The 14,046-nt window shown below is 42.8% G+C and carries 18 protein-coding genes and 1 pseudogene; 8 read left to right on the forward strand and 11 right to left on the reverse strand.

Going from position 1 to position 14,046, the window contains the following annotated elements; genetic code table 11:
• The first annotated feature begins 17 nt into the window (after positions 1 to 17).
• On the forward strand, positions 18 to 959 hold the full coding sequence (locus DT065_RS08260; protein WP_114372424.1) for an aldo/keto reductase family protein: 942 nt from the start codon (positions 18 to 20) through the stop codon (positions 957 to 959).
• 304 nt (positions 960 to 1,263) lie between these two features.
• Here the strand turns inward: DT065_RS08260 and DT065_RS08265 are convergent.
• The 8 genes and pseudogenes from DT065_RS08265 to DT065_RS08300 form a co-directional block, all read right to left on the reverse strand.
• Positions 1,264 to 1,494 (reverse strand): annotated as a pseudogene (locus DT065_RS08265) (zinc ribbon domain-containing protein); the annotation flags it as partial.
• Positions 1,495 to 2,121: 627 nt separating this feature from the next.
• Complete coding sequence (locus tag DT065_RS08270; protein WP_114372426.1) at positions 2,122 to 2,577, reverse strand: DUF6884 domain-containing protein; 456 nt, start codon at positions 2,575 to 2,577, stop codon at positions 2,122 to 2,124.
• A gap of 42 nt (positions 2,578 to 2,619) precedes the next feature.
• A complete protein-coding gene (locus DT065_RS08275) occupies positions 2,620 to 3,018 on the reverse strand; it encodes a secondary thiamine-phosphate synthase enzyme YjbQ (protein WP_114372428.1) in 399 nt (132 codons plus the stop codon).
• 14 nt (positions 3,019 to 3,032) lie between these two features.
• Positions 3,033 to 3,266, reverse strand: coding sequence for a hypothetical protein (locus DT065_RS08280; protein WP_114372430.1), 234 nt, complete (start codon positions 3,264 to 3,266; stop codon positions 3,033 to 3,035).
• Positions 3,248 to 3,721, reverse strand: a complete 474-nt coding sequence (locus tag DT065_RS08285; RefSeq protein WP_114372432.1) for a DEAD/DEAH box helicase — start codon at positions 3,719 to 3,721, stop codon at positions 3,248 to 3,250. Before DT065_RS08285 ends, DT065_RS08280 begins: the two co-directional genes overlap by 19 nt.
• Positions 3,722 to 3,752: 31 nt before the next feature.
• On the reverse strand, positions 3,753 to 4,178 hold the full coding sequence (locus DT065_RS08290; RefSeq protein WP_114372434.1) for a TOTE conflict system archaeo-eukaryotic primase domain-containing protein: 426 nt from the start codon (positions 4,176 to 4,178) through the stop codon (positions 3,753 to 3,755).
• Between the two features lie 86 nt (positions 4,179 to 4,264).
• Complete coding sequence (locus DT065_RS08295) at positions 4,265 to 4,876, reverse strand: ABC-2 transporter permease (protein WP_114372436.1); 612 nt, start codon at positions 4,874 to 4,876, stop codon at positions 4,265 to 4,267.
• The gene (locus tag DT065_RS08300; protein WP_114372437.1) at positions 4,876 to 5,589 is read right to left on the reverse strand and encodes an ABC transporter ATP-binding protein; all 714 of its coding nucleotides are present in this window, start codon (positions 5,587 to 5,589) and stop codon (positions 4,876 to 4,878) included. The genes DT065_RS08295 and DT065_RS08300 overlap by 1 nt, the downstream gene beginning before the upstream one ends.
• 192 nt (positions 5,590 to 5,781) lie before the next feature.
• Here DT065_RS08300 and DT065_RS08305 point away from each other — a divergent pair, with 192 nt between their 5' ends.
• Positions 5,782 to 7,287, forward strand: coding sequence for a methyl-accepting chemotaxis protein (locus DT065_RS08305; protein ID WP_114372439.1), 1,506 nt, complete (start codon positions 5,782 to 5,784; stop codon positions 7,285 to 7,287).
• 64 nt (positions 7,288 to 7,351) lie between these two features.
• Positions 7,352 to 8,383: a choloylglycine hydrolase family protein gene (locus DT065_RS08310; protein ID WP_114372441.1), complete on the forward strand. Its 1,032-nt coding sequence runs from the start codon at positions 7,352 to 7,354 to the stop codon at positions 8,381 to 8,383.
• Between the two features lie 43 nt (positions 8,384 to 8,426).
• Here the strand turns inward: DT065_RS08310 and DT065_RS08315 are convergent, their stop codons facing one another.
• Positions 8,427 to 8,660 carry an alpha/beta fold hydrolase gene (locus DT065_RS08315; RefSeq protein ID WP_114372443.1) on the reverse strand — a complete coding sequence of 78 codons (234 nt, stop codon included), beginning with the start codon at positions 8,658 to 8,660 and terminating at the stop codon, positions 8,427 to 8,429.
• Positions 8,661 to 8,929: 269 nt separating this feature from the next.
• Positions 8,930 to 9,685 (reverse strand): SDR family NAD(P)-dependent oxidoreductase, encoded by a 756-nt coding sequence (locus tag DT065_RS08320; RefSeq protein WP_114372445.1) that lies wholly within the window; start codon positions 9,683 to 9,685, stop codon positions 8,930 to 8,932.
• A 192-nt stretch (positions 9,686 to 9,877) separates the two neighbouring features.
• Between DT065_RS08320 and DT065_RS08325 the strand changes: the two genes are divergently transcribed.
• The 5 genes from DT065_RS08325 (at position 9,878) to DT065_RS08345 (ending at position 12,905) form a co-directional block, all read left to right on the forward strand.
• Entirely contained in the window at positions 9,878 to 10,312 is a 435-nt protein-coding gene (locus tag DT065_RS08325; protein ID WP_114372447.1) for a MarR family winged helix-turn-helix transcriptional regulator, read from the forward strand.
• A gap of 75 nt (positions 10,313 to 10,387) precedes the next feature.
• Positions 10,388 to 10,783, forward strand: coding sequence for a transcriptional regulator SpxA (gene spxA / locus DT065_RS08330; RefSeq protein ID WP_114372449.1), 396 nt, complete (start codon positions 10,388 to 10,390; stop codon positions 10,781 to 10,783).
• Positions 10,784 to 11,008: 225 nt separating this feature from the next.
• Positions 11,009 to 11,242, forward strand: coding sequence for an RRXRR domain-containing protein (locus DT065_RS08335; RefSeq protein WP_114372452.1), 234 nt, complete (start codon positions 11,009 to 11,011; stop codon positions 11,240 to 11,242).
• 45 nt (positions 11,243 to 11,287) lie between these two features.
• Positions 11,288 to 11,896: a flavin reductase family protein gene (locus tag DT065_RS08340; RefSeq protein ID WP_114372454.1), complete on the forward strand. Its 609-nt coding sequence runs from the start codon at positions 11,288 to 11,290 to the stop codon at positions 11,894 to 11,896.
• A gap of 25 nt (positions 11,897 to 11,921) precedes the next feature.
• Positions 11,922 to 12,905: a ring-cleaving dioxygenase gene (locus DT065_RS08345; protein ID WP_114372456.1), complete on the forward strand. Its 984-nt coding sequence runs from the start codon at positions 11,922 to 11,924 to the stop codon at positions 12,903 to 12,905.
• Between the two features lie 608 nt (positions 12,906 to 13,513).
• Here DT065_RS08345 and DT065_RS08350 read toward each other — a convergent pair.
• Positions 13,514 to 14,038 (reverse strand): methyltransferase family protein, encoded by a 525-nt coding sequence (locus DT065_RS08350; RefSeq protein ID WP_114372458.1) that lies wholly within the window; start codon positions 14,036 to 14,038, stop codon positions 13,514 to 13,516.
• Positions 14,039 to 14,046 lie beyond the last annotated feature (8 nt).

The raw sequence follows: 14,046 nt of genomic DNA on the forward strand, positions 1-14,046 counted from the left end.
CAGGAAGGAGCCCAAAATTGGAATATCGTTTTTTAGGAAACACCGGTGTGAAAGTCAGTGAAATCAGCCTTGGAAGTTGGCTTACTTATGGCGGTTATGTTGAAAAAGATGCAGCCCTTCAATCCATCCATAAAGCCTACGATCTCGGCATCAACTTTTTCGATACCGCCAATGTCTACCGGCGCGGTGAAGCCGAGAAAGTCGTCGGCGAGGCTTTGAGAGAATACCCGCGTGAATCATACGTACTCGCGACGAAAGTTTTTAACCCAATGGGCGAAGGTCCAAACGATCGGGGACTCTCCCGCAAACACATCATTGAACAATGCAACGCCAGCCTGAAAAGGCTCGGCCATGATTATATCGATCTCTATTATTGCCATCGATATGACCCGGAAACCCCATTATACGAGACATTACGCGCACTCGATGACTTGGTGCGGCAAGGAAAAGTGCTCTACATCGGCGTAAGCGAATGGTCTCCGGCACAAATCGCGGAAGCCTTGCACATTGCCGATAAACGGTTGCTCGACCGGCTCGTCGTAAACCAACCGATCTATAACATGCTCAACCGTTACATTGAAAAAGAAATCATCCCTCAAGGTGAACAACACGGCATTGGACAAGTTGTCTTTTCCCCGCTTGCCCAAGGCGTATTAAGCGGAAAATACCAAAAAGGCTCAGACATTCCTGCGGATAGTCGCGCAGCTGAGAATTTTAAAGTCATCTCCCGCTTTCTTAACGATGAGTCTCTCGATCGCGTGGCAGAATTGCAGGATGTGGCGGCGAAGGAAGAATTATCGCTCTCCCAATTGGCCATCACCTGGATTTTGCGTCAAGACAATGTCTCCAGCGCCTTAATCGGAGCAAGCCGCCCGGAGCAAGTGGAAGAAAATGTAAAAGCAAGTGGCGTGAAGCTTTCCGATGGGGCCTTGGAACGGATCGAGACGATTTTAGGATAAGGGTCCCGATGTTACCCTGGCTCGCGTATCGCTCGTGCTAAATAATGCCCGAGCTGATCGCTGGGTTCGGACAGTTTTTGCTTGCTCACCCGTGAAACTGTTCGAGCTGACCACTGGCTCGGACAATTTTTACTTACTCGCTTGTTATATTGTCCGAACTGACCGCTGGTTCGGACTTTTTTCGCTTACCCACCCATACTTTTGCCGTATAGAGTACCTGCTTTTTTGAACTACTCCACCTTAATTTCTGACGAAATTTGAAGATGGAGATTCCTAAGAACACCTTCGTAACCGAAAGTTTTGATTAGGCTATCCCCGCAGTCCCTGCGGTTAATCGTAATCGTAATGCTTCGTTACGAATGTTTTTACTTGCGTTAATATCTCTATCGTGGTGCGTGTGGCATTTGGGACATTCCCAGTCACGCAACGCAAGATTTTTAACGTCTTGGTTTCGGTGGCCACAACTTGAACAAAGTTGACTGGAAGGGAAGTTTTAGGTCACCGTTACCACCTGCTTTCCATACCATTTTGCTTTATCCCGGTGGTAAGCGCCCGTAAAACTCCCGCTTCAAACCCGTAAGCGGGAGTTTTACGGGCGGGCGACTAACACCCCGATTCGTTCAACTAACCATCAGAGGGAAAAAATCCCTCTGATGGAAGTTTCATTTTATATTCAAGCATGTTGCGAAAACGCGACCAACTGACCTCACTAATCGCCTTGGCCAAGTTATGATTTTTCAGCATATTCGCGTTCCAGAAATTCTTTCCTGCAAAAAACCAGCTAAACGATGATCTACCACGGCAATTGAAGACTCAAAATGTGTTTTTTTGTTCCTAGCAGTCCTCAGACGTAGCAGTGGAGGACTCTAAATGCAGTTTTTAAACCCGAACAGTCTTCAAAGAATCGGGAGATATATGAATAGGAGTTTTGGAAAGAATTTTTGATATAGACCACTAGTGCATATTGGTTTAATTTACCGCTCACACCCTCGGTTTTATCGTCGATGTGTCCGACCAACATAAAAAGATCAGCATTGGCTGTCACTACCATCGAGTGGCGACTAATTTCAAGCATATCTCAATGATTTGGCGCCACAGCTACAGGTGATCATTTATTTCAGCCGTTCAGCACTAGGTATATGTGCTCATCTTCCGCTGTCAATCACTGCAGCGGTCGCTCCTCTTTGACCGCTTGCTTTAACTTTTGCTGCATTTCGCCGATCCCGCGACTTCCAAGTAGCGGCATCTCAATGTCGGCATGTGGACCAAGGCTTTTTTCAATGATGGGCTTGTATTTTTTACCGGTAAGGACGACGAAATGTTGAAAATCACTCAGTCGTTTCTTTTGGACTTGTTCAGCTAAACTTTGCATTGAAATAATGTCATCACTTTTATGACTAAACGACAAATCGTAAGGCCCGGAAACAGTATCCTCCGGCTGCAAAAATCCATGTTTCGCTGATAAAATCACCCATTGGGGATAAAACATCTCTGCATACGCACGGCACAGACGGTGAAATGTTCCAATGTAAGCATCTCGCGCCGGTACTGGCCCAATGTCCCCTTCTTTATCCCATATTTTTTTATTTCCACATGGAAGAATGGCGAGCGTATGCAAAAAAACAACTCCTCGTTAAACTGATTAATCGGCGTTTTGAGTTTATCCGTTAAACATTGCATAGACCTTACGATTTGGTCGAGGCCCATCAAACTCACAATAATAAATGCCTTGCCAGGTTCCGATCACGAGTTTTCCATCCTTCACAAGCACTGTTTCACTTGTCCCCACGGTGCTTGCTTTCAAATGGGCCGCTGTATTTCCTTCCCCGTGCCGGTCTTTGGGATGATCCCAAGGATAGACCTCATCCAGTCGACGGATAAAGTCTGTTTTTACATCAGGGTCAGCATTTTCATTAATCGTTATGCCCGCGGTCGTGTGCATGTTAAAAAGCGTGATGACGCCATCACGATACCCCTCTTGCGTCACCCAATCTTGTATATCTCCGGTGATGTCGATCATTTCATCTCGCTTAGATGTTTTATACTCGAATAGTTTCATAACAATCCCTCTATCTAAAATAATCGAATCTGCTCCCCATCTTTCCTATCGTCCTGCGTTTTAAACCCTAACGCTTTGTAGCCTTTTTTTCGTTTCTCATACATTTTTTGTAACCGAGGTACGTTAATGTCAACATAATCGTATACTTCTATGGATGTTTTGTTCGCGTTGGCTCGTTGCAGTCGGCCGATATATTGCTGCAGTTTCCCTTTCCCGGAGATAGGCATCGCTAAAAAAAGCGTGTCCAATCTCTCATCTTCAAACCCTTCCCCGTGTACTGCCCGGTTGCGATAATGAGGCGTTCTTCATGAGAAGAGATTTGCCGAATACCGTCTATACGTTCCTTCATCTCAGCTTTTGTTAATGCCCCCGTTAGCACGACCAAATGCTTGGTTATGCCCCAGAATTTCTCCTCTAATACAGCAACATGATCCAATCTTTCCGTTAAAATGACGGGAGAACGTTCCCGTTCAAGTGCTTCAATGACATCGTTTAAAATCATTTCGTTACGATGTTCATTTTGTGAAAGCTCTCGAAATAGTTGATTCTCATTCACTTGCCGAAAAGGAGTGTTTTTTGGAATTAATACATGATCGAAATGATGCGTATTGGCTTTTGCCTTGTAACGAATCGGTCCGCACTGCATCTTCATAATTGGTTCGTGACCATCCCTTCGTTTCGGTGTTACCGTCAGCCCGTGCACAAAGGTTGCATCCGTTTTCTTTAGGAGGTCTTCATATGAAACTGCAGCAACGCGTTTCACAAGTATCTACAAATGCAAGTGCATCTTTTTGCCAATGCTCTTTGTCAAAATCTATGCTCAAGAAAAAGCAGGTATCGTCCGTTAGCACCGGATAAATACCAATGGTGTGCTTCCCGGATAAGTGATCGTATATCACCTGATCATTTAGAGTAAGGTATTGTTCTTGTGCATTCTTTGCAGGTGAATAGCCGGTCCGCCCATCACTTGCGACCCATCGTACGGGAAAGATATCAGAACGTCCTTTAAATAAATGCTTGAACAGGCTTATTCTCTGTCTCGTGCGTTCCAGCTTTAATTGCTTTTCCCGTTCTGCCAATGCATGTTTAAGCTGTTCATTTTCTCTCCTCAAACTTTCACATTCTTTTTGGGATGCTTGCAATTGTTCGTTTATATCCATGGCTGCCCCTCATTTATAGGGATTCTTACAACGATTGTGTCTTATCAGAACGGATACATAAAGATCGGTTCACACAGCGCCCCCCATCACACCACATCCACACGTGCCCGAATGGCATTGCTGATCATCAAAATGAGCCAAGAGGCGAGGATACCGAAAACGAGAATAAGCCCCGCGAGTACATAGCCCAACGCTTCCATGTAACTGAAAATCTCCGTGACAAATACACCCATCATCGTGCCGATCATGATCACCATCATATAAAAAATGAAGGTTACGCCCCACTTAATAACGGGATGTTTTAATAAAGTGAGCATGGCAATCACCGAGGGGGCCAGAATGAACATCGTTGCCAATTGCGTGCTTGCATGGATAGTGATTTCAGGAAGGTACGCATCTCCGAAACCTAACATTCTTCCAAATCCTTCAAGCACAACCCAAATCACACCGATGAACATGACAACGAGCGCCCGCGCTTGAAAAAAAGTTTTTAATGGAAGGGGCAATGAAAGCATGAATCCTCGCGTTTTATGTTTATCATCCGCTTGCGTCAACGTCAGCGCCAATATGAATATAATCACAAAGCCGGTCACGGAATAGTCTGTGTAGAATACAGCCCCCGCGATCGGCGCAATGATCACAATAAAAAGAATGGCCCAGCGCAATAGCCACAGATCCAATTTCATAAGAGCTGTCATTACCCGTCACCGCCCAAATAATAATCATGCAAATCTTCCAAAGTGGCTTGTTTCAACCCTTCTTCTTCAGCCTTTCTCTTATGTATCGTACCGTCATCAGCTACACCGTGGTTCGCCCGCAACTTCACAACAGACCCGTGCGCGAGAACCTCCCCTTTATCCATCAGCCAGATGGATGTAGCAAGCTGCTCCATATCGGCCAAAATATGCGAAGAAAAAATAATCGTCGTGCCATTCTTTTTATTTTCCTCATTCAACAGCGTGATCATTTGTTTTCTCGATTTCGTGTCCAAACCAGAGGTAGGTTCATCGAGCAGCAACACTTCCGGATGGTGGGCAAGCGCTGCTGCAATGCCGGTTTTCATACGCATGCCGCGTGAGAACGTCTTTACTTTTTTCTTTTTATCAACGTCAAATTGATCCAGTAATGCAAAGAAATAGGTGTCATCCCAGTCTGAATAAACCTCCCCTAAAAATGAGGACAGTTTTATCGCGTGCATATCGTCGTACACCGATAAGTCATCGAAAACAAAGCCGACCGTTTGCTTCCATTCTTGCATTGACGTTGCCGCCCCCTTATCGGTATACCGATAAATGTTGCCGCTTGTCGGTCGGATTAATCCGAGCACGAGTTGAATCATCGTTGATTTTCCTGCACCGTTGTTCCCGATGACACCGAGAATTTCTCCCTGTTCAATCCCCAGATCGGGCAGCGAGAGTGTAAATTGATCCCTTTTCTTTGTGACTTCATCAAATTCGAGTCACATGGACACCCTATCACCTCCGAAAATATTTTCAAAAAAGATGGAATAGATCTATATTCATGGTATAATGTTCATGAATTATCAAATTTCACCCTCATGATAGTATAATAATCCTATTTTTAATTGCAGGAGGACGTTCATATGACCGACGAAACTCATCTGACCCTTCACAAGCGAAACAAAATGTTGGTCAAATTGTCTTGGGCCTTGTTTGCCTTGGGCTTGATCAGTAATTTTGTTAGTGACGTACCGGCCGAAGCGATTTTGATCTATACAATCACAGGTGTTTTTTTAGCAAGCCTTAACACTGTTTTGACTTATATGCAAAAAATCATTACCATCATTCCTTATATCGTCACAGTTGGTTTTGCCATCCTAACGATCGTTTTATGTTACAGCTCACCGAAGCTTTCCAATTACCTGATTGTCTTTTTAAGCATCGCCATCATTTCACTCTATCAAAATTATCGTTTGATCGCATTGGCCGGCGTCCTTAATTTAATTTTAACAAATGTTTTTTTTATTACATTGAATGAATCGATGTTTGCCGGATTAGGGACAGATATCCTCATTTCATTAAATCTGTACGTCATTCTGATCACGTTGGTGTTGATGGGACAGGCTACCATTGGAACAAAAATGCAACGATACGTAGAAAATCAAGCGGACAAAGCCTTACAAGGGAAGGAACAACTGGAAAATCTATTTGAAAAAGTCTCCCATTCGCAAGCAACAATCAAACAATTCAGCAACAAAGTGAATGAAAACGTTGCTTCCATGAAGGAAGTTTCCAATCAATTAAGAGACGCTTTCACCGAGGTTTCAAAAGGAACCGAGCACCAGGCGGCCAGTGTAAGCGAAATGAGCGACCTTATGCAAAGTCAAGATCAATCGGTAAACGAAGTCACAAACCATACAACAAATGTGACCACAGCCACAGACGACAGCCTCAAAGAAGCGACTTCCGATTATGAGCGACAACGGCAGTTAAAAATTGAAGTAAGCAAAGTACAGGAAATGGTTCAGAACACGGCCGACACGATGGATAACCTGACGGAAAAAACGAAAAACATCGGTTCCATTCTCGCCACCGTTGACGGCCTATCCGAACAAACCAATCTTTTATCACTGAATGCGGCCATTGAAGCTGCGCGCGCAGGAGAACATGGCAAAGGATTTGCGGTCGTCGCCGATGAAGTGCGTAAACTCGCGGTAGACTCTCAACGATCCACGAAAGAAATTGCAACGATAGTGGAAGCGATACAAAAACAGACCGAAACCGTAGCCCAAGAAGTACACCGTAGCAAAAACGCCGTCGATGACAGCTTTGAAATGGCCAAACAAAGCGAAGAAAGCTCGGAAATCTTAGTAAAAAACATGGAGAAAATGAAAGAGTCGGCTAGTTCGCTAGAAAACCTTGTTAAAAAACTGGAAGATTCTTCGGAAACGATCACCGGTGAAATTACGGCCATCGCTGGTGTTACCCAAAATTCCCACGGAATGGTGGAGGAAGTATTCGCGAGCGTCGAAGAACAAAACGAATACATGGTAGCGATCAGCGATCAGTTTCAGGAACTGGAAGCATTAAATGAAGATTTATCGAAATTAGTGGTGAATACACCAAAAGAGCAACAAGATCGTACATAATTAATTCCTATGGCCAACGTTTCGTACACTGATAATAATGATATCGAAAGAGGAATGACGTTTGATGAAACAGTTTCACAGTGACGTTACTCAATTTAGGGGCCCTCACTATGATTTCGGTTTTTACCAAGGCGAACGTCTCAAACGTTCGCCTATTTTACCTAACCGTGAAAAACAATGGGGGCCACGGAAAGACCGTCACTTTTTGATCAATCTGGAAGAATATAAAGCCATCATGGCAACATTTGCTCCGGCCATACTTGATGAAATACGCAGACTTGCCGATGCTCTTCACATGGATATGGAAAAAGCATTCCGACGATTTGGCGGTTATTATTTGGAATATAGCCGAAGTGGCTGTTCAATTTTCTCAGACGCTAGCTTCATGGTTCGTAATTATGATAGTCATCCGAGGGGATATGAAGGACGTTACATGATTTATGAACCAACCGACCAAGGATATGCCGTCATCGGGCCGTCCATGCAAATGACCGGACGAATCGATGGCATGAACGAAAAAGGCCTTGTGATGGGCTATAACTTTACCCATAGCAGAAAATCGGGGGATGGGTTTCTGTGCAATATGATCGGCCGCCTTATTTTGGAGAATTGCGCAAACGTAGATGAGGCCATTTCCTTGCTAAAAGAAATTCCTCATAGACATTCATTCAGTTATGTTCTTTTGGACCCGGCCGGAGAATCTCACGTCGTCGAAGCTTCGCCGAGAGAAGTCGCGGTTCGAAGATCTAATGTGTGTACGAACCATTTTCATTTGTTGAATGAGGAAAATCGTTACCGTTTGGAAGAAACACGTCACCGGGAGAAAACGATACGCGATCAACAACAGCATACAAGCCACCCTTACCAAGCTTTTAAAGTGATGAACAACCCTGCCCACGGTGTATTTTCAAAAAAATACGACGCAGCAGCCGGAACTATTCACACCTCCGTGTACTTTCCAAGAGAATTAAAAGCCTGGTTCGGCATCAGCCCTGATCGCGAGCCGGTCATTTTTGACTTTAACAAGTGGCTTCAAGGAGACGATGTGATTGTTAAAAAATCAAAGGCGAACTTCAATATCATCGCCCATTTGTAAATATGGCGTAAAAAATCATCAATCAATAAGCGCACGCACTGCGTCAGGCAGCATCCATCTCGGAGACAAGCCGGTCAATCGCACGTGAGGCATCCGTTTGTTCGCTCCAGCCATAACCGGGCCGTTCATAAACCACCGTTTTGGCATCGTCGGTTAAAACCTGTTGGATCTCGAACCAATCCGCATAGGGGGAAGAAGTACCGCTTCCCGGCACAAAAACGACCGATTCCCCTTTGCTCTCCACAGTGATATGTTGTTCCGTTCCTTCGATGTCCACATGCGAATCTACAGGGGGGATGTGCCTCTCTATCCAAGTGCAGTCCAAATAACACCCGGAGTCAAAACCAGAAAACCTCCGGCAGCAAGAATAAGCATTCATTTTCGCATGAATGATCTCCGCTTTCTCTTTTTTTAAATCACTCATCATTATACAAGAGATAATATTCTTATCAATTTATTTTTTCACAAAGATATATGACCTGAAAAAGGGTCTCCACCAGGTTACTAACCTGATAAAAGCCCCTCATTTAAAAGATCCTTATTTGTTTATAACGCGCCCATGCCACCATCAACTCGATATTGAACACCTGTGATAAATTCACTTTCATCAGAAGCAAGGAACAAAACTAAATTGGAGATATCTCCCGAATCACCATAACGACCTAATGGGATCGTTTGTTCCAAAGCTTCTTGATCTGTGTTCATTCCTTCTTCCAATGAACGCATCATTCTGGAATCAACCGGAGACGGATGGATTGAATTCACACGTACATTAGCATTTGCCACTTCAATTGCAGCTCCCTTTGTCAAACCGACCACTGCATGTTTCGAAACAACATAAGGGGATACACCTGGGCTGGCGCTTAATCCTGATACAGATGAAGTGTTGATGACACTGCCATAACCTTGCTCAGTCATGACAGGCAGGACATATTTCAACCCTAAAAATGTTCCGCGTACATTGACACTCATGACTTTATCGAAGTTCTCCATGTTTTGTTCCGGAATAGGCGCGACTTCTCCTTCGATCCCTGCATTGTTAAAGAACACATCAATTTTCCCGAAACGTTCAACTACTTTATTAACGTAACTTTCTACATCGGATTCTTTTGAAACGTCCGCCTGGATCGTCAGTAATTCACCAAATGAGTCCAGTTCTTCCTTAGCTTTATGAAGTGATTCCTCAGATAAATCGACTAAGACAACTTTAGCCCCTTCTTTTAAAAACCTTTCTGCTGTTACTTTGCCGATGACTCCTGATCCACCGGTAATGACTGCAACTTTTCCTGAGAGTCTTTCCATTTTATATAACCTCCATTTAGATAGTTTGAATTAATTTATCTTTAATACAAGTTAATTATACACCCAGATAAATAGGTTGAACAAACAATGTGCTTCAGTATTGAATTATCTTGACATCAAAATAGTATGATGTTAAGGTATCTTTAATTAATATAATTCGAATTTGTAATAAATGATTTGGAGGTGAGGCAAATGATCAAGGTCAACAATCGTCTTAAAGCATTTACAGTATTAAACCGTGCAACACAGTCTATACAAGATGCACTCAAAAAAGATGTGGCTCGATATGGTTTAAATCTTAATGAGTTTGCTGTTTTGGAATTGCTCTATCATAAAGGGGACCAGCCCATCCAACAAATAGGCAAAAGAATTCTGGTTGCAAGCAGCAGTATCACCTACGTTGTGGATAAGCTTGAAAAAAAAGGATATTTGTACCGAAGAGCATGTACGGACGATCGTCGTGTGATGTATGCAGCAATCACAGAGTCAGGGAAGGAATTTATGAACGAGGCATTCCCGGATCATGAACAAAAAATCGAATCCATTTTTAATGAATGGTCTGATGAAGAAACTGAAGCAGCGATTGATTTACTCAAGAGAGTCGGCCTTCACGTGAAAAAGATATAAATCCCGGATCATTCACTTTTTTTTACCTTTTATCTTGATTTGAAGATATATAAAATGGGAGTAAGGAGCGATTGTATGATAACCCTTTATACGACGCCAAGTTGCACGTCCTGCAGAAAGGCAAAAGCTTGGTTCCAAGAGCAAGATATCCCTTTCACAGAACGTAATCTGTTCTATGAGACATTAACCATTGACGAAATTAAGAGCATACTACGCTTAACTGAAGATGGAACGGATGAGATTATTTCGAAACGCTCGAAGGAATATCAAAACGCTGATGTTAATATTGAGCAATTGCCGATAAGTGATCTATTCCGAGTCATTCAAGAAAACCCCGGCATACTAAAAAGGCCCATCATCGTTGATGAAAAGCGTCTGCAAGTTGGCTATAACGAAGATGAAATCCGTATGTTTCTACCAAGGACCGTCCGCCAGTATCAATTAGAGGAAGTTCTGGACATGGTGAATTAAGGAGGTCAATAACCCACGACTAAGGTCGCGGGCTTTCAAAAGCCCTTATTGACTAGCCTAAGTCTTTAATGACTACGTTGTTTGTGTCACGACACCCTGGGGTGCCTGCTCTAGCTCCTTGCCCTGTCGTGTGTAATTAAAAGTTCTGATGGGTAGGAACGGTGTTGCACATGTAAAAAGCACTTACAACATTGGCGAAGAGCACCTAACTCCAAAGACGTAACGTTGAATGTCTACTTCGTTAATCAAAGAGAAGAACCGTTAATGCCGACAAGACCACAGAAGGCACGAAAATTGCTCAAACAAGAGAAGGCAAAAGTGTATAAGCGTACACCTTTTACCATTCAATTGCAATATCCCACAGGTGAGAACAAACAAGATATCTCTCTTGGGGTAGCATTCTTTTCTGTTGAATTGAACTTTATCAAACAGCCGGAAGCCTTTGACGAACTTCTCTGACACCGATAGAAGTTAGAAATCTGGATGAAGCAAGGAGGAATATCCATGCGCTCCTTTGACCCTTCAAACAATACGGAGCGAGAAAATTATAAATTATTGACCGGAAGCATTATTCCAAGACCGATCGCGTTTGTCACCAGTGTTGCAGAAGATGGAACCGTCAACGGCGCACCATTTAGCTATTTTAATGTTGTTTCGTCCAACCCGCCGATGCTTTCGGTGTCTACGCAACGTAAAAATGGTGTTATGAAAGATACAGCCCGAAATAGCAGAGATAAAAAAGCATTCGTTGTCCACATCGTTGACAGGCAAAATGTCGATAAAATAAACATTACGTCAGCATCCTTACTGGCAAATGTAAGCGAAATTGAAAAAGCGGATTTGTCACTTGTTAAAAGTGAAATAATCTCTGTTCCGGGTATTAAAGAAGCAAAAGTTCGATTTGAATGCACATTGGAGCATTCCCTTGAATTGGGAGAGAACGATTCGATTGGAACTGATCTCCTGATTGGAAAGATTGTTCGCTTCCATATAGACGAGGAAATATATGAAAGCGGACGAATAAACCAGCAAACGCTTGACGCAGTCAGTCGTTTAGCCGGTTCCAATTACGCCAAAATCGGTGACGTATTTTCCCTTGAACGACCAAAATAGATTTAAATAATGGAGGATTTTTATCATGGAACAATTAAAAGGAATACATCACGTTACTGCCATTACAAGCAGTGCTGAGAAGATTTATGAATTTTTCACGTATGTTTTAGGCGTGCGTCTAGTCAAAAAAACGGTGAATCAGGATGACATTCAGACCTATCACCTATTTTTTGCGGATGACGAAGGAAGTCCAGGCACAGACATAACGTTTTTTGATTTCCCGGGCATTCCAAAGGGTGTTCATGGCACAAATGAGATTTTCAAAACGTCGTTTCGGGTGCCGAGTGACAAGGCATTGGACTATTGGGAGAAACGTTTTGACCGTCTGAAAGTCAAACACAAAGGCATCAAAGAGCAATTCGGCAAAAAGACGCTTTCGTTTGTCGACTTTGACGACCAGCAATATCAATTGATTTCTGATGAAAACAATCAAGGGGTTGCTGCCGGCATACCATGGCAAGAGGGACCGATCCCTTTAGAATACGCGATCACAGGATTGGGACCACTCTTTGTACGCGTCGATAACATTAATTATTTTAAAGAAATGATGGAGAAGATCTTATTATTTAAGGAAATGGATAAAGAAGGTTCTTTACGCCTGTTTGAAGTAGGCGAAGGCGGGAATGGCGCCCAAGTTATTGTGGAGTACAATACCGTTCTCTCCCAAGCACGGCAAGGGTACGGAACGGTTCACCATGCCGCCTTCCGCGTCAATGACCGCACGCATTTGGAAGAATGGATAAAACAATTGCAGACATTCAACTTACCGAATTCCGGTTATGTGGAACGCTATTATTTTGGATCATTATATTCGAATGTTGCTCCGCGTATATTGTTTGAATTCGCAACGGATGGTCCCGGGTTCATGGGCGATGAACCGTATGAAACACTTGGAGAAAAGTTATCCTTGCCGCCATTCTTTGAATCCGAACGCGAAAAGATTGCTAATCAAGTTCGTCCAATCGACACAGTGAGAAGTACGAAGGAGTTTGAAAAGGAATACGAATAATAAACGATTAACTTGGTTCATTCTACCCTTATACACCAGTCGTTAAAATCTGATCCAATCACTTAGCAATACCAGTGACAATAACGTCCGGCTATATGCACTTACAATTAGCCGGACGCTCTTCTGTTAAACCGGTCTAACTGTAACGCCAACTACATAGGGGAAAGTTCAATAAGCGAAGGCACCTGATGATTAAGAATTATGGATGCTATATTCAACCAACATAGCTAAAGGGTTTCTTCAAAGCCGAGCGCGGATTTTATTCCGTTCTCCCCTATCTATTCAAAAGATCTACAAGAAAAATAAGCAGAACTAGTAAGAGAACAATTAGCCAGCTTCTCGTACTCAAGTCCTTAAGCTTTGTTCGAATTCTGCCCACTTTTTTGTACTCTCCCTGCGCTTCTTTGATTTCTTTATCGTGAGGTTCTTTCATTTTTTCACTCCTTTTTTTATTGAGGGCCTCCACCCCCCTTTACCTTTAATGGGAAACAGACACGCTTTTTTTTCCATTAGCACGCCCAGAATTTTCTTCGATATTCGAAGATTGAACGATTAATTCACAGGGTTTTGTACAGTAAAGCACATTGGAATTTAACAAAACATCACCTTCAAGATTTTTGCGACCATGGTTTTTTTCGCGGTAATAAACGGGGCACGTTATTTTTGTATTCTATATAATCCTCCCCGAATTTCTTTTCAAGTTCAGGTTCCTCTCCTATTATAAAATATATATAATTCACTACAGAAAAAAGAATAAACCAAAACAGTAGTGGCAATGAGCCTAAAATAATCACTTCGCCAAGTAAAATTAGAACCACACCACTAATCATAGGATTCCTAGTATACCTATATACACCATTTACTACCAACTTTTGCGGTGGGTTCCATGGTGCTAACGTTCCTTTACCTCTTTTAGAGAACTGGCGTATGGCTGATATAACAATGACTAAGCCCAAAATAAGAAAACTTAAGCCTATTAATAAAATCAAAATACTGAACGGCAGATCAATCCCCCATGCAACATTGTATTTTAAGAAGATAAGTAACAGTAGTGGTATTATAACCGTTACAGTAAAAGGCAATAGCAAAATAGAAGTCAGATGTGAACGTACAGAAGGCTCTTTCTTCCCCATAAAATTAC

This window comes from Salicibibacter kimchii, from assembly GCF_003336365.1.
GTDB lineage: Bacteria > Bacillota > Bacilli > Bacillales > Marinococcaceae > Salicibibacter > Salicibibacter kimchii.

Coding starts and splice junctions, on each gene's coding strand:
- DT065_RS08275 (WP_114372428.1), bottom strand. CDS start 3,018: ATGAAACTATTCGAGTATAAAACATCTAAGCGAGATGAAATGATCGAC.
- DT065_RS08290 (WP_114372434.1), bottom strand. CDS start 4,178: ATGGATATAAACGAACAATTGCAAGCATCCCAAAAAGAATGTGAAAGT.
- DT065_RS08295 (WP_114372436.1), bottom strand. CDS start 4,876: ATGACAGCTCTTATGAAATTGGATCTGTGGCTATTGCGCTGGGCCATT.
- DT065_RS08305 (WP_114372439.1), top strand. CDS start 5,782: ATGACCGACGAAACTCATCTGACCCTTCACAAGCGAAACAAAATGTTG.
- DT065_RS08310 (WP_114372441.1), top strand. CDS start 7,352: ATGAAACAGTTTCACAGTGACGTTACTCAATTTAGGGGCCCTCACTAT.
- DT065_RS08320 (WP_114372445.1), bottom strand. CDS start 9,685: ATGGAAAGACTCTCAGGAAAAGTTGCAGTCATTACCGGTGGATCAGGA.
- DT065_RS08325 (WP_114372447.1), top strand. CDS start 9,878: ATGATCAAGGTCAACAATCGTCTTAAAGCATTTACAGTATTAAACCGT.
- spxA (WP_114372449.1), top strand. CDS start 10,388: ATGATAACCCTTTATACGACGCCAAGTTGCACGTCCTGCAGAAAGGCA.
- DT065_RS08340 (WP_114372454.1), top strand. CDS start 11,288: ATGCGCTCCTTTGACCCTTCAAACAATACGGAGCGAGAAAATTATAAA.
- DT065_RS08345 (WP_114372456.1), top strand. CDS start 11,922: ATGGAACAATTAAAAGGAATACATCACGTTACTGCCATTACAAGCAGT.
- DT065_RS08350 (WP_114372458.1), bottom strand. CDS start 14,038: ATGGGGAAGAAAGAGCCTTCTGTACGTTCACATCTGACTTCTATTTTG.